This window comes from Methylosinus sp. LW4 (genome assembly GCF_000379125.1).
Classification (GTDB): domain Bacteria; phylum Pseudomonadota; class Alphaproteobacteria; order Rhizobiales; family Beijerinckiaceae; genus Methylosinus.
Genome location: NZ_KB900626.1, coordinates 1,590,273 through 1,613,716 on the forward strand (window position 1 = coordinate 1,590,273; position 23,444 = coordinate 1,613,716).

19 protein-coding genes are annotated in these 23,444 nt (G+C 65.5%); 9 read left to right on the top strand and 10 right to left on the bottom strand.

Annotation, left to right across the window (positions count from 1 at the left end; all coding sequences use genetic code 11):
* Positions 1-94: 94 nt before the first annotated feature.
* From METLW4_RS0108085 to METLW4_RS0108095, 3 genes are all read left to right on the top strand, one after another.
* Complete coding sequence (locus tag METLW4_RS0108085; protein WP_018265703.1) at positions 95-1,678, top strand: Do family serine endopeptidase; 1,584 nt, start codon at positions 95-97, stop codon at positions 1,676-1,678.
* A 175-nt stretch (positions 1,679-1,853) separates the two neighbouring features.
* Positions 1,854-2,537, top strand: a complete 684-nt coding sequence (locus tag METLW4_RS0108090) for a response regulator transcription factor (protein ID WP_018265704.1) — start codon at positions 1,854-1,856, stop codon at positions 2,535-2,537.
* A complete protein-coding gene (locus tag METLW4_RS0108095; protein ID WP_018265705.1) occupies positions 2,521-3,963 on the top strand; it encodes a sensor histidine kinase in 1,443 nt (480 codons plus the stop codon). Before METLW4_RS0108090 ends, METLW4_RS0108095 begins: the two co-directional genes overlap by 17 nt.
* A gap of 4 nt (positions 3,964-3,967) precedes the next feature.
* On the opposite strand, the gene METLW4_RS0108100 is transcribed toward METLW4_RS0108095, so the two are convergent.
* Genes METLW4_RS0108100 through METLW4_RS0108110 form a run of 3 tightly spaced genes read right to left on the bottom strand, consistent with a single transcriptional unit; the run spans position 3,968 to position 6,408 of the window.
* Positions 3,968-5,803 (bottom strand): carbamoyltransferase family protein, encoded by a 1,836-nt coding sequence (locus METLW4_RS0108100; RefSeq protein WP_018265706.1) that lies wholly within the window; start codon positions 5,801-5,803, stop codon positions 3,968-3,970.
* Positions 5,804-5,809: 6 nt separating this feature from the next.
* Positions 5,810-5,956, bottom strand: a complete 147-nt coding sequence (locus METLW4_RS28280; protein WP_018265707.1) for a DUF5989 family protein — start codon at positions 5,954-5,956, stop codon at positions 5,810-5,812.
* A gap of 35 nt (positions 5,957-5,991) precedes the next feature.
* Entirely contained in the window at positions 5,992-6,408 is a 417-nt protein-coding gene (locus METLW4_RS0108110; RefSeq protein WP_018265708.1) for an SxtJ family membrane protein, read from the bottom strand.
* Between the two features lie 315 nt (positions 6,409-6,723).
* On the opposite strand from METLW4_RS0108110, the gene METLW4_RS0108115 reads away from it, so the two are divergent.
* Positions 6,724-8,289 (top strand): radical SAM protein, encoded by a 1,566-nt coding sequence (locus METLW4_RS0108115; protein WP_018265709.1) that lies wholly within the window; start codon positions 6,724-6,726, stop codon positions 8,287-8,289.
* A 219-nt stretch (positions 8,290-8,508) separates the two neighbouring features.
* Here METLW4_RS0108115 and METLW4_RS0108120 read toward each other — a convergent pair whose 3' ends face one another.
* From METLW4_RS0108120 to fixJ, 6 genes are all read right to left on the bottom strand, one after another.
* Positions 8,509-10,791: a sensor histidine kinase gene (locus METLW4_RS0108120; RefSeq protein ID WP_018265710.1), complete on the bottom strand. Its 2,283-nt coding sequence runs from the start codon at positions 10,789-10,791 to the stop codon at positions 8,509-8,511.
* Between the two features lie 121 nt (positions 10,792-10,912).
* Complete coding sequence (gene pepN / locus METLW4_RS0108125; RefSeq protein WP_018265711.1) at positions 10,913-13,570, bottom strand: aminopeptidase N; 2,658 nt, start codon at positions 13,568-13,570, stop codon at positions 10,913-10,915.
* A gap of 78 nt (positions 13,571-13,648) precedes the next feature.
* Positions 13,649-14,170, bottom strand: coding sequence for a Dps family protein (locus METLW4_RS0108130; protein WP_018265712.1), 522 nt, complete (start codon positions 14,168-14,170; stop codon positions 13,649-13,651).
* A 115-nt stretch (positions 14,171-14,285) separates the two neighbouring features.
* Complete coding sequence (locus METLW4_RS0108135) at positions 14,286-15,038, bottom strand: CDP-alcohol phosphatidyltransferase family protein (protein WP_043331777.1); 753 nt, start codon at positions 15,036-15,038, stop codon at positions 14,286-14,288.
* Between the two features lie 172 nt (positions 15,039-15,210).
* Positions 15,211-16,383: a polysaccharide biosynthesis/export family protein gene (locus METLW4_RS0108140; protein ID WP_198290174.1), complete on the bottom strand. Its 1,173-nt coding sequence runs from the start codon at positions 16,381-16,383 to the stop codon at positions 15,211-15,213.
* A gap of 229 nt (positions 16,384-16,612) precedes the next feature.
* Positions 16,613-17,311 carry a response regulator FixJ gene (fixJ, locus tag METLW4_RS0108145; protein WP_018265714.1) on the bottom strand — a complete coding sequence of 233 codons (699 nt, stop codon included), beginning with the start codon at positions 17,309-17,311 and terminating at the stop codon, positions 16,613-16,615.
* Between the two features lie 317 nt (positions 17,312-17,628).
* Between fixJ and METLW4_RS0108150 the strand changes: the two genes are divergently transcribed.
* From METLW4_RS0108150 to METLW4_RS0108165, 4 genes are all read left to right on the top strand, one after another.
* Positions 17,629-18,054, top strand: coding sequence for a hypothetical protein (locus METLW4_RS0108150; RefSeq protein WP_198290180.1), 426 nt, complete (start codon positions 17,629-17,631; stop codon positions 18,052-18,054).
* 101 nt (positions 18,055-18,155) lie between these two features.
* Positions 18,156-18,707 (top strand): NifU family protein, encoded by a 552-nt coding sequence (locus METLW4_RS0108155; RefSeq protein WP_018265716.1) that lies wholly within the window; start codon positions 18,156-18,158, stop codon positions 18,705-18,707.
* A gap of 46 nt (positions 18,708-18,753) precedes the next feature.
* Positions 18,754-19,461, top strand: a complete 708-nt coding sequence (gene tsaB, locus METLW4_RS0108160; protein WP_018265717.1) for a tRNA (adenosine(37)-N6)-threonylcarbamoyltransferase complex dimerization subunit type 1 TsaB — start codon at positions 18,754-18,756, stop codon at positions 19,459-19,461.
* Between the two features lie 11 nt (positions 19,462-19,472).
* Entirely contained in the window at positions 19,473-19,964 is a 492-nt protein-coding gene (locus METLW4_RS0108165; RefSeq protein WP_026191350.1) for a GNAT family N-acetyltransferase, read from the top strand.
* A gap of 7 nt (positions 19,965-19,971) precedes the next feature.
* On the opposite strand, the gene METLW4_RS0108170 is transcribed toward METLW4_RS0108165, so the two are convergent.
* Positions 19,972-22,422 (bottom strand): TonB-dependent receptor, encoded by a 2,451-nt coding sequence (locus METLW4_RS0108170; protein ID WP_018265719.1) that lies wholly within the window; start codon positions 22,420-22,422, stop codon positions 19,972-19,974.
* Between the two features lie 139 nt (positions 22,423-22,561).
* Here METLW4_RS0108170 and METLW4_RS0108175 point away from each other — a divergent pair, with 139 nt between their 5' ends.
* Positions 22,562-23,377, top strand: a complete 816-nt coding sequence (locus tag METLW4_RS0108175) for a lysophospholipid acyltransferase family protein (protein ID WP_018265720.1) — start codon at positions 22,562-22,564, stop codon at positions 23,375-23,377.
* Positions 23,378-23,444: the final 67 nt, after the last annotated feature.

The following is a 23,444-nucleotide window of genomic DNA, read 5'->3' on the forward strand; positions in this document are numbered from 1 at the left end:
ATCTTCATCGTCGAAGGCGGACGCCCCGCCGCGCCACCGGCCGCAGCTCCCGAGTGAGAGAGCGCGCCGCTGGCAGATCGATGGAGACGGTTTGATGACCTTGCCTGTGCTGTTTCGTCGAGCTCTCGCCACCAGCCGCACGGCGCGCTGGCGTCGTCCAGAAGGACGCCCTTTCCGCCTCGCGCTGATGTCCGGCGCCGCCGCTCTCGCGCTCGGCGCGACGCTGCTCTCCCCGGCGCAGACCCTCGCCTGGGGCCAGGCTCCTGCGACGCAGACGCAGAGCTCCAGCCAGAGCGCGGCCCCGGCCGTCGGCCCGCAATCTTTCGCCGATGTCGTCGAGCGGGTGAAGCCCGCCGTGGTCGCGATCAAGACCAAGGCGCTGGAGGCCGGCGGCGGCCCCGAGGAAGGCTTTCCCGGCGCGCCGCCCGAGCTTTCGCCCGACGACCCGCTCTATCGCTTCTTCCGCCATTTCGGCGAGCCTCAGGGAGGCGGACGCGGCCGGCAGAAGCATATGACGCAGGCGCAAGGCTCCGGCTTCGTCATCACCAATGACGGCTATGTCGTCACCAACAACCATGTCGTCGAGAATGCGACGCAGGTGGAGGTGACGTTCGACGACGGCCGCACGCTGCCCGCCAAGATCATCGGAACCGACAAGCGCACCGATCTCGCGCTGCTGAAGATCAGCGACGGCAATAATCTGCCGCATGTGGACTGGGCGAGCTCCAGCCCGCGCGTCGGCGATTGGGTCATCGCGGTCGGCAATCCCTTCGGCCTCGGCGGCACGGTGACGGCGGGCATCGTCTCGGCGCGCGGCCGCGACATCGGCGCCGGCCCCTATGACGATTTCATCCAGATCGACGCGCCGGTGAACCGCGGCAATTCCGGCGGCCCCTCCTTCGACGAGCATGGCCAGGTGATCGGCGTCAACACGGCGATCTACTCGCCCTCCGGCGGCTCGGTCGGCATCGGCTTCGCCATCCCCTCCGAGGTGGCCAAGGACGTCATCGCGGCGCTCAAGGACAAGGGCCAGGTGGCACGCGGCTGGATCGGCGTCTCCATCCAGCCGATCACGCCGGAGATCGCCGAGAGCCTGGGGCTCAAGACGAGCAAAGGCGCGCTGATCGCGCAGCCGCAGCGTGGCGGACCGGCCGAGGCGGCCGGGCTGAAGGCCGGCGACGTGGTGACGGCCGTGGACGGCCAGAAGGTGGACGGACCGCGCGACCTCGCCCGCCGCATCGCGACGCTCGGCCCCGGCAAGAGCGCGGAGCTGACCTATCTGCGCAATGGCGCGGAGAAGAATGTGAAGCTGAAGCTCGGCAAGCTGCCGAGCGAGAAGGAGACCGCCGCCGCCGAATCCAATGACGACGGCGTCGAGCCCGGCGCGGCGCTGGCCGCCTATGGCATAGAGGTCGCCCCGGCGGCCGAGGTGCGCGGCGGCCGCGGCGGCGAGGGCCTCATCATCGTCGGCATAGACCCCAATGGCGCCGCCGCCCAGAAGGGCCTGCGCCAGGGCGATGTGATCGTCGAGGCCAATGGCCAGACGCTCAAAGGGCGCGGCGATCTGCAGGCCGCCATCGACTCGGCCAAGAAGGAGGGGCGCAAATCCGTGCTGCTGCGCGTGAAATCCCCGGAGGGCGCCCGCTTCGTCGCCCTCTCGGTCAATCCGGCGTCGTGACGGCGCTCTAGAGCTTCTTGCGTGATCGGCCCGTTTTGCCCGCCCCCCGTGTAGCGGGCCAGCGCAAAGGAGGCGGCGGGAGGCGTTTCGTCTCCTCTCCCGCCGCGTCAGTCGCGGCAGGTCGGCGCGTATCGCCGGCCTGCCGTTTTTATTCGAGGCGCGCTATATGAGAGAGATGCGAATATTGGTCGTCGAGGACGATTCGGAAGCCGGCGCCTATCTCGTGAAGGCGTTTCGCGAGCAAGGCCATGTCGCCGACCATGCGGCGGACGGGCTCTCCGGCTATGCGGCGGCGGCGGAAGGCCATTACGACGTGCTCGTCGTCGACCGAATGCTGCCCAAGCTGGACGGGCTCTCGCTGATCTCGGGCCTGCGCGAGCAGAAGATCGACACCCCCGCCCTCATCCTCTCCGCGCTCGGCCAAGTGGACGATCGCGTGCGCGGGCTGCGCGCCGGCGGCGACGATTATGTGTCCAAGCCCTACGCCTTCTCCGAGCTGCTCGCCCGCGTCGAGGCGCTGGCGCGCCGCCGCGGCGGTCCGAAGCCGGAGGAGACCGTCTATCGCGTCGGCGATCTCGAGCTCGATCGGCTCGCCCATAAGGTCGTGTCCGCCGGACAGGAGATCGTGCTGCAGCCGCGCGAGTTCCGCCTGCTGGAATATCTCATGAAGCACGCCGGCCAGGTGGTGACGCGCACCATGCTGCTCGAGAATGTCTGGGATTATCACTTCGATCCGCAGACCAATGTCATCGACGTCCACATCTCCAGACTGCGCTCCAAGATCGACAAGGGCCGCGAGACGCCGCTTTTGCACACGATCCGCGGCGCCGGATATATGATCCGTGAAGGCGCTCGTTAGACTCTTCCGCACGACGGCCTTCAAGCTGTCGCTCGCCTATCTGGTGCTCTTCGGCATCGGCGCCGCATTGGTGCTGACGCGCGTGCAGATCAATGTCGAGGACCTCTTCGACGAGCAGACCGCGCAGACGATCGACGCCGACATTCGCGGCCTCGCCGAGCAATATTCGGAAGGCGGCATTCGCCAGCTGGTGGAGGTGATCGAGCGGCGCGTGCGCACGCCCGGCGCCTCGCTCTATCTGGTGACGACCTTCTCCGGCGAGCTGGTCGTCGGCAATATCGCCGAGCTGCCGCCGGACCTGCCGGACGGCACCGAGCTGGTGGAGGCGCGCTATCAGCGGCGCGGCGAGACCGCCGCCCACCATCGCGCCATGATGCGGCTGTTCCAGCTCCCCGGCGGCTTTCGCCTGCTGGTCGGCCATGATCTGCAAGACCGAAAGCTGCTGCGCGGCATATTGCGCCGCGCGCTCGTCGCCTCGCTGTTCTGGCTCATCGCCATCGGCACGCTCGGCGGCCTCATCGTCGCGCGGCGCATTCTGGCGCGGCTCGACAAGCTCTCCGCCTCGGGCCGCCGCATCATGTCCGGCGATCTCGAGCAGCGCCTGCCGCTGATGGGCGCGGACGATGAGCTGGACCGTCTCGCCGGCAATCTCAACGCCATGCTGGACCGCATCGGGCAGCTGATGACGGGGCTGCGCGAGGTCTCCGACAATATCGCGCATGATCTCAAGACGCCGCTGACGCGCCTGCGCAATCGCGCCGACGCCGCGCTGCGCGCCGATCTCGGCGCCGACCAATATCGCGACGCGCTGACCGACATGATCGAGGAGTCGGATGCGCTCATCCGCATTTTCGACGCGCTGCTGATGATCGCGCGCGCGGAGGCCGGCTATTGCAGCGATTTCTCCAGCGATTTCGACGCCGGCCGCGTCGCCGCCGACATTGCCGAAATGTACGAGCCCGTCGCCGAGGAGCATGGCGCGCGCATAGAGCTCGCCGCCGCCGAGGGCCTGACGCTGCGCGGCAATCGCGAGCTGCTCGGGCAAGCGCTGGTCAATCTCGTCGACAATGCGCTGAAATATGGCGCGACCGAGCCGGGCGCCGTCGTCGGCGTCGCGGCGCGAGGGACGAGCGACGGCATAGAGATCGCGGTCTCCGACCGCGGCCCCGGCATAGCGGAGAAGGACCGCGACCGTGTGATCGGCCGTTTCGTGCGGCTAGAGAATTCGCGCTCGCGGCCGGGCTCCGGCCTCGGTCTCTCGCTCGCCGCCGCCGTGGCGCGACTGCATGGCGGGACCTTGCGCATAGAGGACAATGCGCCGGGACTGCGCGTCGTGCTCGCGCTGCCGCGCGCGGCCCAGGCCAAGACTCATGCGCCGAGCACTGCGCCCTCCCCCGCCGTTCCGCTGGCGCCGCCGGCGGAATAGCTCCTCAATCGAGCTCGAATCTGTCCTTGTAGTCCTTGCGCAGCGCGGGGTCCTGATCCTCCTTGCGCAAATGGCAATTGCCGATGACGAGCGTCTCGATCTCCGTGCCCATGAAGCAGGCGAAGGCGTCCTCCGGCTTGCAGACGATCGGCTCGCCGCGCACATTGAAGCTCGTATTGACCAGCACGGGACAGGATGTCAGCGCATGAAAGGCCGAGATCAGCGCGTGATAGCGCGGATTGGTCTCCTCATGCACCGTCTGCACGCGCGCGGAGCCGTCGACATGCGTCACCGCCGGAATGACGCTGCGCGGACGATTCAGCCGTTCTATGCCGAACAGCGCCTCATCCTCCGCACGGGTCGCGAGCCTGTGCTTCGTCGCGACATCGGCGACGAGCAGCATGTAAGGCGAATCCTCGTCGAGATCGAACCAATCGGCGACATGCTCGCGTAGAACGGAGGGCGCGAAGGGTCGAAAGGATTCGCGATATTTCACCTTGAGATTGAGCGTCCGCTGCATTTCCGGCGAGCGCGGATCGGCGAGAATGGAACGCCCGCCGAGTGCGCGCGGGCCGAACTCCATGCGCCCCTGGAACCAGCCCACCGCTCTGCCGTCGGCGAGATCGCGCGCCGTCGCTGCGATGGTCTCCTCATCCGAGAGCGTCGTGAAGCGCGCGCCGCAATCGGCGAGGCGGCGCTCTATGTCGCTCTGCGAATAGGACGGCCCGAGATAGCCGCCCTGCATGGCGTCGCTCTCGCCGCGCGCGGCGCGCGGACGCCCGTTGAATTCATGATAGGCGAGCAGCGCGGCGCCGAGCGCGCCGCCGGCGTCGCCCGCCGCAGGCTGAATCCAGATTCGCTCGAAGCTCTTGTCGCGCAGCACCTTGCCATTGGCGACGCAATTGAGCGCGACGCCGCCGGCGAGGCAGAGATTGCGCGCGCCCGTCTCCGCCGCCAGCGCGCGCGTCAGGCGCAGCACGATCTCCTCCGTCACCGCCTGGATCGACGCGGCTATGTCCATATGACGCTGCGTCAGCTGCTCTTCCGGCGCGCGCGGCGGACCGCCGAACAGGCGATGCAGCTTCTCGCTCGACATGCGCAGCCCTGTGCAATAATCGAAATAGGATTGATCGAGGCGGAATGTGCCGTCATTTTTCAGATCGACGATGTGATCGAGAATGAGGCTCGCATATTTCGGCTCGCCATAGGGCGCGAGGCCCATCAGCTTATATTCGCCGCTATTGACCTTGAAGCCCGTGTAATAGGTGAAGGCCGAATAGAGCAGGCCGAGCGAATGCGGAAAGCGCAATTCGCGCTGCATGGCGAGCTTCGCGCCCTCGCCGAAGGCGACCGATGTCGTCGCCCATTCGCCGACGCCATCCATTGTCAGCACCACAGCCTCATCGAATGGCGATGGATAGAAGGCGCTCGCCGCATGGCTGAGATGATGCTCAGCAAAGAGGAGACGCGCGCGCCAATCGACATTGGGCGCGTGATGCTTCAGCTTTTGCGCGAGCAGAGATTTTTGAAACAGCTTATCGCGCAGCCAAACCGGCAGAGCGGTCGCAAAAGACTGAAACCCGCGCGGCGCGAAGGCCATATAGGTCTCGAGCAAACGCTCGAACTTCACGAAAGGCTTGTCGTAGAAGGCGACGTGATCGATGTCCTTCGCCTCGACGCCAGCGGCGGCGAGGCAATAATCGATGGCGTTGGCGGGGAAGCGCGCATCATGCTTGACGCGAGAGAAGCGCTCTTCCTGCGCGGCGGCGACGATGCGTCCATCCTCGATCAACGCGGCCGCGCTGTCGTGATAGAAGGCGGAAACGCCCAGAATTCGCACGAGCGATCAGAACAGCGTGTAGATGAAAGGCGCGACCGCCGTTCCCTGCAGCAGCATCAGGCCGCCGAGCAGCATCATCACGCCGAGCACCGGCGCCATCCAATATTTCTTGCGGCTCGCGACGAAATCCCACAGCTCGACAACCATATCCATCGCATTCGTCTCCCTGACAGAAATTGCTTTTGCGGTCAGAATTGCTTGCGCATGTCGGAGGCGCCGTCCGCATCGCCACGCCGCGTCCAATAGCTCTCTGCCGCAGGGTCGAAACGCAGCGCGAGCGGATCATGCCCGCGCAGCCGAAACAGAATTGCGATCGGCGTCACCACGCCGAAGAACAGCACGGCCATGACGATCGGATTGACGATTTTGTGCAGCGTCGATCCAAAGGCGAGCCATAGATCATTGAGCGCTGCGAGCCGCTTCGGCGCGATGATGGCGAGCGCTGCGAAAACCGCGGCGACCGCGAGCGCCCAGAGGTGCGGAGAGTCGTTTCGCCACATCGGCGCCAGCGCCAAAATGGTCAGCGCAGCGGCGATCACCAGGCCAAAAGAGCGATCGGAGCCACGCTCGACCGGCCGATCCGAGGTGAGGGTCTCATGCGTCATCTTATGGCGCTATTCCCTGAAAAAACCGTAGAAACGCGTCGTCATCGAAACCTTTCGAGGCTTAGGCGGTGAAAAGCCGAGCGTCAATTACGGGGTATCCCCATCCGCGTCCGCAGATCGATGTAGAAGATTGAGCGGCATGACGTTTCCATGCTCGCATGACTTTGCGCCCCGGTCTCGCGGCGCGGGCGAGCCTGTGGATGACCTTCATGCAATGGGCCGGCGCCGCGCGAATGCGCGGCCGCGGCGCGCTTTCGGCTTGCGCACGACAAAAAAAAGGACCTTAATTCATGGGTTGTCGGAAAGGGGCCTGCAATGACCTCATCCCTTTATATCATCAATCCCGCTGCAGATTTTCCAACCTACTTCGGCGCAGAGATTCTCGTCGCCTCCGGCCGGCCTTCCGGCGTCATGATGGCCGATCTCTCATCGACCACCGTCGCTGCGATGGCGCCGCGCGACTTCGCGATCGAGATCAGCGACGAGGGCGTCGCGCCCGTGAATTTCGATCATGACGCGGATTGGATTTGCGTCACCGGCAAGGTGAGCCAGCGTCGCCGCATGATCGCCATCGCCGACGAATTTCGTCGTCGCGGCAAGAAGGTCATCATCGGCGGGCCCTACGCCAGCCTCAGCCCCGATCATCTCGCCGCGCATTGCGACGTGCTGGTGAGCGGCGAGATCGAGGAGATTTCGGAAGAATTCTTCGCCGATCTGCGCCGCGGGCGGCCGCGTGATCGCTACATCGGCGACAAGCCTTCGCTGGCGACGAGCCCGATCCCGCGCTGGGATCTCTATCCCAATCATCGCGCCATGCTCGGCGCCGTGCAGACCTCGCGCGGCTGTCCGTTCGAATGCGAATTCTGCGACGTCATCCAATATCTCGGCCGCAAGCAGCGCCACAAGCCGATCGCCAATGTGATCGCCGAGCTCGACGCGCTGTGGGCGCATGGCTTTCGCGCGACATTCTTGGCCGATGACAATTTCACCGCCTATCGCGCCCATTGCAAGGAGCTGCTGGAGGCGATGGCGCATTGGCGGCGCAATGGCCATGAGATGGATTTCGTCACGCAAATCTCCATCGACGCGACGCGCGATGCGGAGCTGATGGACATGCTGGTCGAGGCCGGCGTGCATCAAGTGTTCATCGGCATCGAGACGCCCAATCTCGACAGCCTGCGCGAGACTGGCAAGAAGCAGAATTTGAAGATCGACATTCCGAGCGAGGTGCAGAAGCTCATCGACCGCGGCATTTCGGTGATGGGCGGCATGATCGTCGGCTTCGATCACGACGGACCGAACGTGTTTTCGCAGCAATATGAGTTCGCCATGTCGACGCCGATCCCCATCTTCAGCCTCGGCGCGCTGATGGCCTCGGAGGCGACGCCGCTCTTCGACCGCATCGCGGCGGAGGGACGCCTGCTGCAAGGCACTGTGGAGACGCAGGCGGTGCCCTGGGGCTCCAATATTCGCCCGGTGACGATGAGCATGGAGGAGCTGAATTCCGGCCTGCACAATCTCTGCAACGCGCTCTATTCGCCCGCCGCCTTCGGCGAGCGCATGTTGAATTTCATTCACAGCTTTGGCCGCGCGCGCGATTTGAGCGACGCCGAGCTGCCGGAGTTCGAGAGCTTCCGCGAGGTGGAGCGGCAGGCGATGGAGATCGCCGCCGAGGTGCGCCGTCTCGGCGACGCCGAAGGCCGCATGTGGAACAAAGTGTGGGGCGCGGCGCTGCGCAAGCCGGCGACGGCGAAGATCGTCGGCCGCATCATGTTCCAATATGCGCAGGCGCGGCACATGTTCGACCGCGGCAATTATTGGGAGCCGCAATTGGCCTATGCGCCGCCGCGGCGGGAGATGGCGGAGGCCGCAGCGGAGTGACGGTGGGGCCGTACCCTGTCGTCATTCGCGCGGCCTCTCCGCCTTCCTTCTCCCCGTTTACGGGGAGAAGGTGAGGATGAGGGGCTCGGGACGTTTTCCGTCTCTGACTAACGCCCCGAGCCCCTCACCCCAGCCCTCTCCCCGCGCGCGGGGAGAGGGAGCGCGCCGAAACATTCAGCCAAAACCGCGAGCTCGAAGGCTCGCCTCGCACAGCCGTCCTCAATGCAGCGACGTCCGCGCGCCTTGCGTCGAAATCGCACGCGTCGTCGGCCGCACGGGAATGCGCAGCATCACGACTGTGCCGATCCCCTCATGCGAGCGTATGCGCAGCGCGCCGCCATGCAGCGCCATCAGCGAGCGCGCGATGGCGAGGCCGAGGCCGGAGCCTTTCATGCCATTCTCGATGACGGCGATCGGCTGCTCGAAGGGGCGGCCGAGCTTCGGGATGGCGGCCTTCTCGATGCCGCAGCCATCGTCCTCGACGAAAATGGCGACAGAGCGCGCGAGCCGGCGCGCGCGCACGCGCACCGCGCCGCCGGCCGTGGTGAATTTCAGACTGTTGGAAACCAGCACGCCGATCGATTTGACGATCGCGTCGTGATCGCCATAGCAGCGCAGCCCGTCGCGGGCGTCGACGCTGATCTCGACGCGCTTCGTCTCGGCGCTGTGGCGGAAGCGCTCCACCGTGGCGCGCACGGCGCCGGAGACGTCGACCTCGCGCTGGTCTAGCCGCACGCGGCCGGCCTCGAGCCGCGACATGTCGAGAATATCGGTCAGCACATCGAGCAGATAGCGGCCGCCCTGATGGATGTGGTTGCAATATTCGACATATTTGGTCGAGCCGAGCTGGCCGAACACTTGCGCCTGCATCATCTCCGAAAAGCCGATGATGGCGTTGAGCGGCGTGCGCAGCTCATGACTCATATTGGCGAGGAATTCGGATTTGGCCTGATAGGCGGCTTCGGCCTCGCCCTTCTGCAGATGATATTGCTCGGCGAGAGTGGCGAGCTGCTGCGCCTGCGCCTCCAGCGTCTGCCGTGATTTCAGGAGGTCGGCGACGCTCGCCGTCAGCCGGCGCTCGGAGTCGATGAGCTTCTCCTGATTGCGCTTCAGCGCGGTGATGTCCGCGCCGACGGAGACATAGCCGCCGTCCTTGGTGCGGCGCTCGCTGATCTGCAGCCAGCGGCCATCCGCCAGCCGCGCCTCATAGGTGCGCTCGCTCGCCGTCACGGCCGCATCCGAGACGATCTGCGTCTCGGCCAGAGCGGCGGAAGCGCTCGCCATGATGCGCGCATAGCTCGCGCCGGGCGCCGCGGCCTCGGCGGCGAGGCCGTGCAGCGCCAAAAATTTCGAATTGCAGGCGACGAGCCGATTATGCGCGTCCCACAGCACGAAGGCTTCCGAGATCGTCTCTATCGCGTCGCGCAGCCGCATGTCGGCCGTCGCCGCGCCTTCCACCAGCGCGCGCTGCTCGGAAATATCGACGGCGACGCCGACGAGGCGCTTGCCGCCCTCTGGATCGTCGATCAATTCGGCGCAGGCGCGCAGCCACAGAAACTCGCCGCGCGCATTGCGAATGCGGAACTCGTGATCCATGCCGCGCGAGCCGGAGGCGACAATCGTCTCGACGATGGCGACGAGATCGCCATCCTGCGGATGCAGCCGCGTCTTCAATTCGCCGAAGGAGAGCGAGCGCTGCTCGGGATCGAGGCCGAGCAGGCCGAACATCGAATCGGACCAATGGATGCGCCCGCGCGCAATGTCCCAATCCCAAAGGCCGCAGCGGCCGGAGCCGAGCGCGGCGTCGACGCGCCGGCGCAGATCGATCTGCGCTCGCTCGGCGAGCGCGGCGCGACGCGCCTCCCGGCGAAAGGCGAGGAGGCCGAGCGCAGTGGCCGTGGCGACAGCGACCGACAGAGCCGCATAGAGGGCGAGAAGGCCCCGCCATTCGGCCAGCGCCGCGTCATAGGAGAGGATGGCCGCCAATTGTCCGCCGCCCTGCCCCGGCGACAGATTGCGCACGGTGGCGAGCGCCTTGCGCCCATCGGCGAGGGTGACGCGCATCACGCCGGCCTTCTCGCCGAATTCGATCAATAGCTGCTCGGCGCCGAGCAGATCGGCGAGCGCGCCGGAGGCGACCAGCGGCGCCGTCGCGGCTACGATATGGCCGGCCCTATCGGCGACGACGACCCGGCGTCCGCGCGTCGCGGCATAGTCCGGCAGCGCCGCCGCGCCGCTGCGCAGCGAGGTCTCCACGTCGCGCGAGACGGCGCGCGCGAAAATCTCGAGCTCCTGCGCCGCCTCCGCCAGAGTGCGCTCATGCGCGGCCTCGGCCAGAAGGAGAAGCAGAGCGCCGAATGCGACGGCGCAGGTTCCGAGCGCGAGCGCCAGCTGGCGCGCGCTCGGCGTTTTCGTGATCAGCCGGCCGATGCTCGAGGAGGCCGCAGCGCTCCATGACGTATCGGCGCAAGTCGTCGTATTGGCCGCGCGCCCACGCGCCATTTTCGTCCATCCCCGCAGTTGGCCCAAGAGGGGGAAAAACGCGCCGCATCCCGCCCCGAATCAGCCCCATTCGAATCCGCTGGCGGGATTTTGTCCAGACCTTAAAAGGACGTAAAGCCCCTCAGCCGAGCGCGCGCGTCGCTATATCCGAGACGTCGGCCGAAAGATCGGGCGTCGACAGAATGCGACGCAGCGTCGATTCGGCGAGCTTGCGGCGGCGCTCCTCCAGCGATCGCCAGGAGCGCAGCGCCGAGAGCAGCCGCGCGGCGAGCTGCGGATTTTTGGGATCGAGCTCCAGCACCACGCGCTCGAGCAGCGCATAGCCGGAGCCGTCCAGCGCATGGAAGCGCGTCGGATTGCCATTGGCGAAGGAGCCGACCACGGCGCGCACGCGGTTTGGATTGGCGAGCGAGAAATCCGCATGCTCCATCAGCCGCGCGATGCGGGCGGTGGTCTCCGCCTCGGGAATGGTCGCTTGCAGCGAGAACCATTTGTCGAGGACGAGATGGTCCTTTTTGTAGCGCTCATAGAAGGCGGCGAAAGCCTCCTCCCGCGCCGCGCCTGGCACATGCGACAGCGTCGCCAGCGCCGAGATGCGGTCGGTCATATTGGTCGCCTCGGCGAATTGCCGCTCGGCCAGCGGACCGCCCGAGGCCGGATCGCCGGCGGCGAGAAGATCGAGCGCGACATTGCGCATGGAGCGCCGCCCGGCGCTGTCGGCGTCCGGCGAGAAGCCCTCCTGCGCGGCGAAGCGGGCGTGCGCCTCGGCGAGCGCCGCGCCCAAATGGCGGCCGAGATCGCGCTTCAGGCCGGAGCGCGCCGCGAAGATCACATCGGGGTCGACGTCCTTGCCGATCTCGCGCGCAACGTCGATCTCGGAGGGCAGAGCCAGCGCCTGCGCGACGAGGCTGGGATCGCCTTCCCCCGCCTCGACGAGCCGCTTCAGCGAGTCGAAAAAGGCGCGATCATCCGACGCCGCGCCGCCGCGCGCGGCCTCTATGCGCGAGAAGATGGAGCGCAGCGCGAGGCTCTGCGCCGCCTGCCAGCGATTGAAGGAATCGCTGTCATGGGCGAGCAGGCGCTCGAGGTCTTCCGCCGATTGCGGCGGCGTGAGGCGCACCGGCGCGGAGAAGCCGCGCAGCAGCGACACCACTGGGCGCGACGGCACATTCTCGAACACGATTCGGCGCGAAGGCGTCGAAAGCTCGACGACGCCGCGGGCGCATTCTTCCGCGCTGGCGCCGCTCTCGCCGGGCGCGGCGGACAGCGTCAGCTCGTCGCCATTCTCGCCGATGAGGCCGAGCGCCAGCGGAATGACGAAGGGCTTCTTCTCATTCTGCCCGGGCGTCGGCGGCGTCGATTGCTCTAGGCTGAGCGTCAGCGTCTTGGCGTTCGCGTCATAGTCGCTCGCCACGGTCACGAGCGGCGTGCCGGCCTGCTCGTACCAGAGCGAGAACTGCGTCAGATCGCGGCCCGAAGCCTCGGCGAAGCAGGAGAGGAAATTCTCGACCGTCGCCGCCGTCCCGTCGAAACGCTCGAAATAGAGGTCCATGCCGCGACGGAAATCGGCGTCGCCGATCAGCGTCTTCAGCATGCGGACGATCTCGGCGCCCTTCTCATAGACGGTCGCGGTGTAGAAATTATTGATCTCATGATAGAGGTTCGGCCGCACCGGATGGGCGAGCGGGCCGGCGTCCTCGGGAAACTGCTGCAGCCGCAAGCCGCGCACATCGGAAATGCGCTTCACCGCGCGCGAGCGCTGATCGGCCGAGAATTCCTGATCGCGATAGACGGTCAGGCCTTCCTTCAGGCACAGCTGGAACCAGTCGCGGCAGGTGATGCGATTGCCGGTCCAATTGTGGAAATATTCATGGGCGATGACCGACTCTATGCCGGCGTAGTCGGAGTCGGTCGCGGTCTCGGGCGAGGCCAGAACATATTTGTCGTTGAATATGTTGAGGCCCTTGTTCTCCATCGCGCCCATGTTGAAGTCGGAGACGGCGACGATATTGAAGACGTCGAGATCATATTCGCGGCCGAAGGCCTGCTCGTCCCAGCGCATGGAGCGCACCAGCGAATCCATCGCATAGGAGGCGAAGGGCTCCTTGCCGCGCTCGACATAGATGGCCAGCGCCACGTCGCGGCCGGAGCCGGTGCGATAGCTCGCCGAAATATGGCCGAGATCGCCGCCGACGAGGGCGAAGAGATAGCAGGGCTTCGGGAAAGGATCGCGCCAGACCGCGAAATGCCGCCCGCCGTCGAGATCACCGGAGGCAACCGGATTGCCGTTGCCGAGGAGGACCGGAGCTTCGCTCTTCTCCGCCTCTATGCGTGTCGTATAGACGCTGAGAACATCCGGCCGATCCAGAAAATAGGTGATGCGGCGGAAGCCCTCCGCCTCGCATTGCGTGCAATAGGCGGAGCCGGAGCGATAGAGCCCGCTCAATTGCGTGTTGGCGGAAGGGTCGACCTCCGTCTCCAGTTCCAGCGTGAAGGGCCCCTCGGGCGGGGCGTGCAGCACGAAGGAATCGGGCGTCGCCTCATAGGCCTCGGGCGCGAGCGGCGCGCCGTCCAGAGCCGCGCGCCGCAAGACCAGCCCGTCGCCATCGAGCGCGAGCGGCGCGCCCGCCCGGCCGGCGGGGTTGCGCCTTATCGCGAGGCGCGCGACGACGCGCGTCTTGCTTCGATGCAGAGAAATATCGAGATCGACCGCGTCGATCAGAAACGCGGGCGGACGATAATCGGCGAGACGAACGGCCTGGGGGGGTGGGTTGCGCATGGGACCTCGATGCCCGTCACACCTACACGCGGCCGCGCGGCTTCGCAACGGAAACGGGACCGCCGCAGCCGATTCACGTCACGCATTGCCGCGGCGGCCGGCCTCGAACAGGAACCATATCCGCCTTTCGGCCTCGTCTATGTAATTCTCCAGCAGGCTCGCCGTGGCGACGTCGCCGCGCTCGTCGCAGATGGAATGCGCCTCGCGCATGCGCGCCGCCAGCGCGCCATTGTCGTCGCGCAGCTCCGCCAGCATGTCCTGCGGATCGACATAATCGGCGTCATTGTCGAGGATGCGCTGCAGCCGCGCGATATGGCCGATCGAGCGCAAGCTCGTGCCGCCGACCTTGCGCACGCGCTCGGCGATCTCGTCCGTCGTCGCAAAAATCTGCGCGCCCTGCTCGTCGAGCAGCAGATGATAGTCGCGGAAGTGCGGGCCGGAGACGTGCCAGTGGAAATTCTTGGTCTTGAGATAAAGGGCGAAAACATCCGCCAGAACCGCGTTCAGCGCGCCGGTGAGGTCGCGCGTCGCCTCGGGCGAGAAGCCGGTCGGCGTCTCGAGCGCGGCCTTTTGGCGGGAACGAATTTCACGGTTTGTCATGCGTCGCTACTCCTCGAGCGGAGGGCTGGATCGCTATGACAAGATATGCCGGCGACTGCGGCTTCCTATGGCCGGGCGCGGATTTTTTGCAGAGCGCGGATTTTCCGCGCGCGCTTCAGCCGGCCGAGACGCTGGGAAGCTCGCTCTCGGGCTCGGCCGCAGCCGGCTCGGCCGCGTGGCGGCGCGTCGGCAGGCGGTGGATGGTCGTCGATTCCTGGTCGTCGTCGCGGTCCATCCGCGACAGATCCTGACGCACCATCAGCACGAAGAGCGCGAAGGCGATAGCCGACATCGTTCCGATCGTCACGTCGAGAATGGAGAAGCGCCACAGCCGCGCCTCCACAACCTGCGGGCCGAGCCAGCAGGCGAACAGGCTCCAGGCCGCGACAAGAATGCGGAACTCCGTCGCGCCCATGCCGCCGTAGGACAGCCGATGCACGCCCGCCGTCGCCACGCGCAGATAGGTGTAGGAGCTCATCAGAAGATAGAGCGACAGCACGAACAGCGCCGACGGAAGCGTGAAATAGGGCGAGACGCCGAGGCCCACGACGATCAGGCTCTGCGCGATCAGATCGCTCGAATGATCGAGCAGGAAGCCGTAGCGCGGACGCTCGATCCCGCGATAGCGGGCCAGCGTTCCGTCGAGCGAATCGCCGAACCAGTTCAGGAACAGGCCCGCCACGACCAGTGCGAGGAAGCCGGCCGACCAATGGCTGAGCGCGAAGCCCGCCGCCGTCACCGCCGCGCCGACCAGTCCGGCCGCCGTCAGATGATCCGGCGTGGTCCAGGCGGGAAGCCGCGGCGCCAGCGCCTGCAGCACGCGCCGCTCGCCGATCGCCAAAAGGCTCGTGTTCAATCGGTTCGCCAAGAAACCCCCTCGAAAACCAAGCCCGCCCTCGTGACCGCGAAAATCTCGCCAGAATCACTACTTCTTTCGCACTGCAATATCTACGCCGGTGAGCTTGCCCCGCGCCCGTCCCCTCCGTCAACCGTTATTGCTACCCTTACGGTAGATTTCTGAGGGGACTATTCCGCCTGCGTCACTTCACCGCAGCGCCGACCGCAGCGCCCTGAATCGCCGGCTGCGTCAGCATGGAGACGAGCTGGAACGCCTTGGCGATCTCCGTCACAGGCGCGTTGGACACATATAATATGTCCTTGTCCCGCATCGCGAACCGACGCGCCGTGAACAGCGCCGCCGGACTGCGCATGTCGAGATGATAGGCCACCGGAACCTGACGCTGTGAGGCCAGCAGCGGAGAAACGGTCGGATAATCCGCGATCACCGCCGTCTGCTCATAGCGCAGCACGAACAGCCCGCTCGGATCGGCGCGCTGGTCCGCGAGGCCGCCGGCCTTGCCGATCGCCTCCTCCAGAGTGATTCCCCGCGCGTCGAAGGGCACCACGGCGTTGGCCCCGGTCGCGCCGGCGACCGTGAAGGTCTGCGGCGTCCGCTCCACCGTCAGCACATCGCCCGGGCGCACGAATATATTCTCGCGCGGATTGGCGAGCAGCGCCTGGATCGGCGCGCGCGCGGTGCGGTCGCCGCGCGTCAGGCTGACGAAGGTCTCATGCACCGGCGAACGAAAGCCGCCCGCCTGGGCGATGACGTCCATCACGCGGTCGCCGCGCAAGGTCAGCGGCACGCGCGCGCCCTGCGTCACCTCGCCCGTCACCGTCGCCGTATTGCTGATGTTGCGCGACACATTGACCAGCGCCTGCGGCTCGATCGCCTTGCCGCGCAGCCGCTCGATGATGACGGCCTCCACCTCCTGCTGGGTGCGGCCGGCGACCTGTATCCGCCCGGCGTAGGGAACCGTCACCGAGCCGTCGCGCCCGACCGTCTGATCGGGAATCGCCGCCGAGCGCGAGCCCGGACTGGTTCGATCCGTCGCCGGCGAGGAGAACAGGCCGCCCGCGGCCGCCTCCCAAAGAGTGATCTGCAACGTGTCGCCGACCCCGATCGGCTGCGAGGCCGGCGGACGATAATCGCCGAAGGAGCCGCGCAGGCCCGGCGCGCCATGCTTGGCCAGCGCCGCCACCACCTGGCCGTCGATCTCGACGAGGGCGAAGGCCGTCTCCGGCTGCGATTCGCTCGGCACGCCGGCGGTCATCACCGCATCGCCCGACGGGCCGCTGCCCGGAAGCAGGCTGCAGCCCGAGAGCGAAGCAGCCGCAAAAACCCCGAAAATACGAAGCGTCTTCAAAACCACGCCGCCCCCGACCAATGCTCCGAGCCGCTCCCGAAGCTTCGCCGCGCGCCCAAATGACCCTGTCTCTTTGGCGAAGACAAGGCCTTCCGCGCGACGCGACCCCTTTATCGCCCGGCTGTGACCCGTTCGCTACAGGCCATGGTTAACAAAAAATAGGACGCTCCGGGAGTCGGAGCGTCCTCGAAAGACACAGAATCGAATGACGCGCGCGACGATAGCGAGCCGCGCGTCAGCCCTTGCCGCGCGCCTGCTCGGCGGCGAGCGACATGCGCACCAGCTCGGAAAGGCTGCCGGCGTTCATTTTCAGCATCACATTGGCGCGGTGGACCTCCACCGTGCGAACGCTGATGCCGAGCTCGCGGCCGATGACCTTGTTCGGCATGCCGTGCAGAAGGCGCTCGAGCACCTCGCTCTCGCGCGCGGTGAGAGTCTGCAGCCGCGCCTCAATGGTCTGCGTCTCGGCGGCGCGGAACTGCTCCTCGCGCTCATAGGCGAGCGCCAGACGCACGCAGGCGATCAGCGCCTCATTGTCGAAGGGCTTTTCCAGAAAGTCGAAAGCGCCCTGCTTCATCGCCTGCACGGCGAGCGACACATCGGCATAGGCGGTGATGACGACGACCGGCAAGGACAAGCGCCGCGCCTTCATCGCCTCCAGCAGCTCTATTCCGGTCATCTCCGGCATGCGCGCATCCGTCACCACGCAGCCGGTGTCGCCCGGCTCCACCGACGCCAGAAGATGGCTGGCGCTCTCATGGGCACGGACCCGAAAGCCGTCCGTGGACAGCAGCAGGCTGAGAGAATCACGGACGGCGTCGTCGTCGTCGACAATATGGATCGTGGCGTCTCGACTCGTCCTCTCCTGCGGAATGGAGCACATCCGCCGAGACGTATCGTCGACGAGCGCGCCCGTCAGCGGCATCTGGACCATGTGCATCGCTCGTCTCGAGAGAAAAAGGCGGCGCATTGACGCGCCGGCGCAGGAAACGCGAAGCATCGTTGCGCATCGCGTGGCGGCGGACAGATCATCATCAAGAACCTCGGAATAACCAACCGCGAAAAAGCTCTGTGCTCGACCCATGCGCCGACTTTCGATCGGCGTGACCCGCGCTATAATCATTATTCGGGCGCTACAGAGATTGACAAACTGGGGAATGCACGTACTCGGGAAACGCGCAGGTGCGAATCACGAACGCATGTTCGATCATCATTCATGCCGCGCGGCGCGCCGCGGCTTTTTCGCGCGCCATGGCGACGACGAGACGCATCTTCCTCGCATGCATGACGGCCGCGACTCTGCACGGAGGCCGAGCGCAAGAGATCGCGCGCGCCCAAGAGATCGCGCGCGCCGATGACGACGGGCGCGCGCAATGGCTGCGGCAGATCGCCGAAGCGCGCGAGCGCTATGACGCTTTCGCGTCGCGCATGGTCGCCGATCTCGACCGCATGGCCGTCAATCGCGCGGAACGCGAGGTGGCGCGGCTCGACGACCCCACATTGCGGCCCGGCGACATTGTGGTCACGGCCACGGGCCTGCTGATGTTCAAAGGCTCCAGCAAATTCGTTCCCGACCTCTCCGATTTCGAGCCGATCGGCGAAGCCCGCGCGCGCCGTTCGGACCATGGCGCGGCGCTGCTCGACATATTGCGCGCCCACGCCCGCGCCGGCCGCTGAAGGCGGATGCGGCAGTTGCTGCGACGCGGCGGATTTCGTGCTACATAGGCTCCGAAAATATCGCCACGCCGGCCTTGAACCGGACGCCGCGGAGAAGACAAATGTTCATTCAGACCGAATCCACGCCCAATCCCGCCACGCTGAAATTCCTGCCCGGCCGCCCGGTCCTCGCCGAGGGCGCGCGCGAGTTCCGCACGCCGGAGGCCGCCGCCGCCTCGCCGCTCGCCGGCGCGCTGCTCTCCATCGCCGGCGTCGAGGCGGTGATGTTCGGCCCCGATTTCGTCTCCGTCACCAAGACCGACGCCGAATGGGCGCATCTGAAGCCGGCCATTCTCGGCACGATCATGGAGCATTTCAGCTCCGGCCAGCCGATCGTCGTCGACGGCGCCGAGGCCGCGCCGGCCGAATTCTTCGATCCCGCCGACGCCGAGACGGTCGCGCAGATCAAGGAGCTGATCGTGACGCGCGTGCGTCCGGCCGTCGCCAATGACGGCGGCGACATCACCTTCCGCGGCTTTCGCGACGGAACCGTCTATGTGGCGATGAAGGGCTCCTGCTCCGGCTGCCCCTCCTCCACCGCCACGCTCAAGAACGGGATAGAAAATATGCTGCGCCATTTCGTGCCCCAGGTCACGTCCGTGCAGCAGGTTTGAGAGGCCGCTTTGAAAGCCGCGCGAAACCCGTCATAATCCGCCGGCAATGAGAATCCTCGCCATCGACACGGCGCTTCCCGCCGTCTCCGCCTGTGTGCTCGATCTGGGCGCCGCCGATCCGCTCGCCGTCGAGACGGCGCCGATGGAGCGCGGCCACGCCGAGGAATTGCTGCCGCTCCTCGAGCGCGTCGTCGCGGCGGCAGGCGGCGGCTTCGGCTCCATCGATCGGGTGGCGGTCACGGTCGGGCCGGGCTCTTTTACCGGCATCCGAATCGGACTCGCGGCCGGCCAGGCCATCGCCCTCGCCGTGAAGGCGCCCATCGTCGGCGTCTCCACGCTGGCGGCGCTGGCGGCGCCTTATGTCCTGCTGCCCTATGACGGCGTGGTGGCGGCGGCGATCGACGCGCGCCATGGCCAAGTCTATGTGACCGCCTATGGGCCGGACGGCCGCACACTGCTGTCGCCGCGCCGCGTCGGCGCCCATGAGGCGCTGCGCGCGCTCGGCTCCGGCCCGCTGCGGCTGATCGGCTCCGGCGCGCCGCTGCTGGCCGAGGAAGCCCGCCTCGCCGGCCTCGAGGCGGAGGTCGCCAGCCGCGCGCCGGCGCCCGATATCGCCTTTGTGGCCCGGCTCGGCCTCGTCGCCGATCCGGCGACCGCGCCGGCGCGCCCGCTCTATCTGAAGGCCCCGGACGCCAAGCCGCTGGAGCGCTCGCCGCAGGAGCGCGCGCCGCAAGACGCCCCCGCGGGCGCATGAGCTCCAGCGTCATGAGCTTGTTCTCGACCTTCTTTCCGAAGCCCCATTATGTGATCCGCCCCATCGGCGCCGATCACGCCTATGATTGCGCCAAGATTCACGCGGGCTCCTTCGCCTTCCCCTGGTCGAAGATCGATTTCGAGAGCCTTTTGACCGACCGCACAGTGCTGGCCGACGGCGCGATGAACGAGCGGCTGCTCAAGGACGAGATGGGCGGCATGGCGCTGTCGCGCCTGCTGCCGCCGGACGCCGAGATTCTGACATTCGCCGTCGATCCCGCCCGCCGCGGCGTCGGACTCGGAAGGGCGCTGCTCGCGGCGCATCTCGGCAATCTCGAGCGCGGCGGGGCGCGCCTCGTCTTCCTCGAGGTGGGCGAGGACAATGCCGCGGCGCTGAAGGTCTATGAGAAGCTGGGCTTCAAGACGATCGGCCGGCGCGAAAATTATTATCAGCGGCCCAATGGCGAGCGTCAGGCGGCGCTGACCATGCGGTGCGAGCTGTGAGGCTCCGTCACTCGAGCCGCACCAGAAGCGTGCCGCCGAAGTAGCGCGGCGCATTTTGCATGCCGACGGTCGCCTGTGTCGTGGCGTTGCCTTGCGACCACGCCGTAATGTACCGCTGATCGAAGACATTCTTGGCCCATAGCGACACGGTGTATTTTTGGTCGTCGGTGCGTAGGCCGAGGCCTGCATTCACGATCGAATAGGCCGGCTGCCAGTATTGAAGCACGGAAAACGGGTGGGTCAGCTGAGTCTTGTCCTGCCAAGCGAGATTGACATAGCCGAATCCTGTGATCGAGCGCTCCCAATCAGAACCGAGATCCTGAAAAACAGGTCCCAAAGGATGCTCGTAATTGACGCCCACATTGAGCGCCCATTTCGGCAGATTCTCCCAACGCGTGTTCGAACGCGACAGGGTCAGGGGCGCCTTGACGAAGCCTGCCGGAGTCGGATTGGGCGTCGGCCATATCCAATCGGACGGCGGAGCCGCGTTCGAATAATCGATGTAACGCGCCTCGGTATAAGCCCCATTGAAGCTGAACCACAGCCTCTCGAGCGGTTTCCATCGGCCGGTGAACTCGAAGCCGCGCAGCCGGACATGCGGCACATTTCCCATATAAGTCAGGCGCAGGGGCTGCCCGGTGCTATCTGAATAGCTCGTGTCGACCTGCGAGGCCTGAAAATTGTAGATATCGGTCCAATAGAGGTTGAAATTGGCGATGAGCTTTCCGTCGAGCCAATTCGTCTTTGCGCCGAGCTCATAGTCCCAATTGCTTTCGGCCTTGGTGATGACGGGCTGAAACCCCTTGAATGTCGCACCGGAGAGAATCGGCAGGGCCGCGACATTCGCCGCGCCCGCCTTCTCGCCTCGTCCGACCAGGCCGAATAGGAGTATATTGTCGCTATATTTGAAGGACGGATTGAATATTCCAGTCAGCATATTGCGGGTCGCGCGCGTTCCGCCGGTGTCGAAAAAGCCGGATCCGAGCGCGCCACGAATGGCCGTGTCCACTTGCGCCGGCGAGAATTTGACGCTCGAAGCCTCTTCCCAGCCGAAATCGGAACCTTCTTTGCTCTCGTAGCTGTCTCGCAAGCCGAAAGTCAGCGACCACAGCTCGTCGAGATGGTAGGTTCCTTGTCCAAATCCGGCGGCCTGAAAGGTCGTCGATTTTCCGTCCTTGTGATAAATGAAGCCATTGAGCAGCGCGGGGTCGGTCGTTGGAGAATTGTACCATCGCGCGGCGTCAGACCCAAAGTCATTATGGCTATAAGACCAAAATTTCTCGTAGAATAGATAAGTTCCGAATTGCCACTCCAAGGCAACATCCTTCGCAGAAGCAAAACGAAACTCCTGAGAATATTGGTCTACATATGTATTAACCGGGCTATTATTTATCTCTAAAGTCTGGAATCCTGTCATTGGACCATGGGGATGCGTCAGAAACGCGCCCCAAGCGGTGATCGACGTCAGCGTGTTCTCGCCAATCTGCCAATTCAGCTCATTCGACGCCCCGATCGTGCGAGTGTGATGCGTGCCGCCACGCGTGTAATATGGCTTATAGGGATCAGTCGTGAGAAGGACGCGGCCGAGCCGCGACCATAGAGTTTGCGAATATGGCGCCGCCAGTGTCCCATTGGCGAAGAGCTGCGCCGAATCGCCGAATGGCCCGTTCAGAAAGCTGTTGTACTCGTCCGACATCAGCCGAAAGAAAATCAGCCTGTCGGTGACGTTCTCGCCGACATAGAGCAATTGACCGCGTGCGCCCCAGCGATTGTTGTTCAGGACCTCGGCGCCGGTGTTCTGATCGCGGATCCAGCCATCGCCCTTGTCGAGGTAGAAGGTGGCGCGATAAGCGAGCTTGTCGTCTACGACCGGCCCTGTGACATTCAATTTCTCGATAAAATGAGTGTAGTTTGCAAAGGAGGTCTCGAATGTGGCCCGACGTTCGAAGGACGGAAGCTGAGTGCGGACGATGACATTGCCGACCGTCGTGTTCTTGCCGCCGGCCGTGCCCTGCGGACCGAGGCCGAGCTCGAAAGATTCGAGCTCGACATAATCGGCCCATTGGAAGCCGACATGCTTGTAGAAGACATTGTCGACGACGAATCCCGTCTGCGACTCGACGCCCGCGGCAGTTCCGACTCCTACGCCGACCCCGCGAATAGCGGGGGTCGTCGTCTGCGGATTGGCGATGTTCGGCCGATAATTCGGCACCAGTTGCGAAAAGTCGGACAGACGCTCCAGATGTTCCTCTGTGGCCTTCTCGCCCGCGACAATCCCGGCCGAGCGGGGCGTCTTCAACAGGACTTTCTCCTCCTGTCGGGTCAATCCATTCTCGCTCTTGGCGCCGACCTGGACGTCCTCGACCACAGCGTCTTCCGCTTTCGCTGCGAACGCCAACGCCAGAGCGCCGACGGCGACGCCGGAGAGTAGAAAACGCGAAAACGTGATCACGGTCATCTCGAGGCCCCAAATAATTAATATTTCCTATCGGCTTAATATTTTTATTGCCGAGCCGTCAAGGCTACGCTCGCGTCGCTGGAGATGGCGGAACGCCCGGCTGTCACGAAACCGTCGTTCGCGCGTTAGAGACAGGGCCATGCCTTATCTGCGCGCGCTCGCTTTCGTCCTGGCGATGACCGGGGCCTTCGTCTTCTTCGTTCCCGTCCAATGGATGGCGCGGAGACGGCGCTGGGAGCTGCGCCACAATATTCAGACCGGCTTTTGCCGGGTAATGTGCGCCATCATCGGCATAGAGGTCCGCGAGAGCGGCCGGCTCGCCGGCGAGAGCCCGCGATTCGTCGTCGCCAATCATGTCTCCTGGACCGACATCATCGCCCTCGCCAGCCGCTATCCGCTGGTCTTTCTGGCGAAGTCAGAGGTCTCCTCCTGGCCGGTGCTGGGCTTTCTCGCGCGGCTGCAAGGCACCGTCTTCGTCGAGCGCGGCAATCGACGCGCGATCCCCATCGTCAATGCGGCTCTGGCGGAACGGCTGCGGCAGGGCGACGATATCGTGGTCTTCGCGGAAGGCACGTCGAGCGACGGCGCCGGCGTGCTGAAATTCAACGCCTCGCATTTCGCCATGTTAAGCGATCTCGCCGCCACCAATGCGGCCGCGCCCACACTCGCTCCGGCCGCCATTCTCTATACGGAGCGAAAAAGCGCGCCCGGCGGCCGGCTGGACGTCGGCTGGTACGGGGATATGACTTTCCTCCCACATTTATGGAGTCTGATGAAGCGCGGCGGCGCAAAATGCCATATATTGTGGGGCGAGGCCGTGGACCCCGGCTCCGGCGACCGCAAGGCTCTCGCCGCCGCCACCGAGGCGCGCGTGCGAGAACTTCTGGCGACGGACGTTGCGGGCCGGGAAAGCAAGAGTAATATCGCCCCGGCGCGAGCCCCCGCCGCCCGTTGAGGAGAAACCGAGATTTCCGACGCCGCATCGAAGCCCGCGCCCGCCTTATCCCTCGAGCAAGCGCCGG

What these genes read in the sequence shown, in the direction of transcription:
- tsaB (WP_018265717.1), top strand. Translation starts at nt 18,754, where the DNA reads ATGAGAATCCTCGCCATCGACACGGCGCTTCCCGCCGTCTCCGCCTGT.
- METLW4_RS0108110 (WP_018265708.1), bottom strand. Translation starts at nt 6,408, where the DNA reads ATGACGCATGAGACCCTCACCTCGGATCGGCCGGTCGAGCGTGGCTCC.
- pepN (WP_018265711.1), bottom strand. Translation starts at nt 13,570, where the DNA reads ATGCGCAACCCACCCCCCCAGGCCGTTCGTCTCGCCGATTATCGTCCG.
- METLW4_RS0108090 (WP_018265704.1), top strand. Translation starts at nt 1,854, where the DNA reads ATGCGAATATTGGTCGTCGAGGACGATTCGGAAGCCGGCGCCTATCTC.
- METLW4_RS0108115 (WP_018265709.1), top strand. Translation starts at nt 6,724, where the DNA reads ATGACCTCATCCCTTTATATCATCAATCCCGCTGCAGATTTTCCAACC.
- METLW4_RS0108165 (WP_026191350.1), top strand. Translation starts at nt 19,473, where the DNA reads ATGAGCTTGTTCTCGACCTTCTTTCCGAAGCCCCATTATGTGATCCGC.
- METLW4_RS0108085 (WP_018265703.1), top strand. Translation starts at nt 95, where the DNA reads ATGACCTTGCCTGTGCTGTTTCGTCGAGCTCTCGCCACCAGCCGCACG.
- METLW4_RS0108120 (WP_018265710.1), bottom strand. Translation starts at nt 10,791, where the DNA reads ATGGCGCGTGGGCGCGCGGCCAATACGACGACTTGCGCCGATACGTCA.
- METLW4_RS28280 (WP_018265707.1), bottom strand. Translation starts at nt 5,956, where the DNA reads ATGGATATGGTTGTCGAGCTGTGGGATTTCGTCGCGAGCCGCAAGAAA.
- METLW4_RS0108170 (WP_018265719.1), bottom strand. Translation starts at nt 22,422, where the DNA reads ATGACCGTGATCACGTTTTCGCGTTTTCTACTCTCCGGCGTCGCCGTC.
- METLW4_RS0108155 (WP_018265716.1), top strand. Translation starts at nt 18,156, where the DNA reads ATGTTCATTCAGACCGAATCCACGCCCAATCCCGCCACGCTGAAATTC.
- fixJ (WP_018265714.1), bottom strand. Translation starts at nt 17,311, where the DNA reads ATGGTCCAGATGCCGCTGACGGGCGCGCTCGTCGACGATACGTCTCGG.
- METLW4_RS0108130 (WP_018265712.1), bottom strand. Translation starts at nt 14,170, where the DNA reads ATGACAAACCGTGAAATTCGTTCCCGCCAAAAGGCCGCGCTCGAGACG.
- METLW4_RS0108150 (WP_198290180.1), top strand. Translation starts at nt 17,629, where the DNA reads ATGGCGACGACGAGACGCATCTTCCTCGCATGCATGACGGCCGCGACT.
- METLW4_RS0108175 (WP_018265720.1), top strand. Translation starts at nt 22,562, where the DNA reads ATGCCTTATCTGCGCGCGCTCGCTTTCGTCCTGGCGATGACCGGGGCC.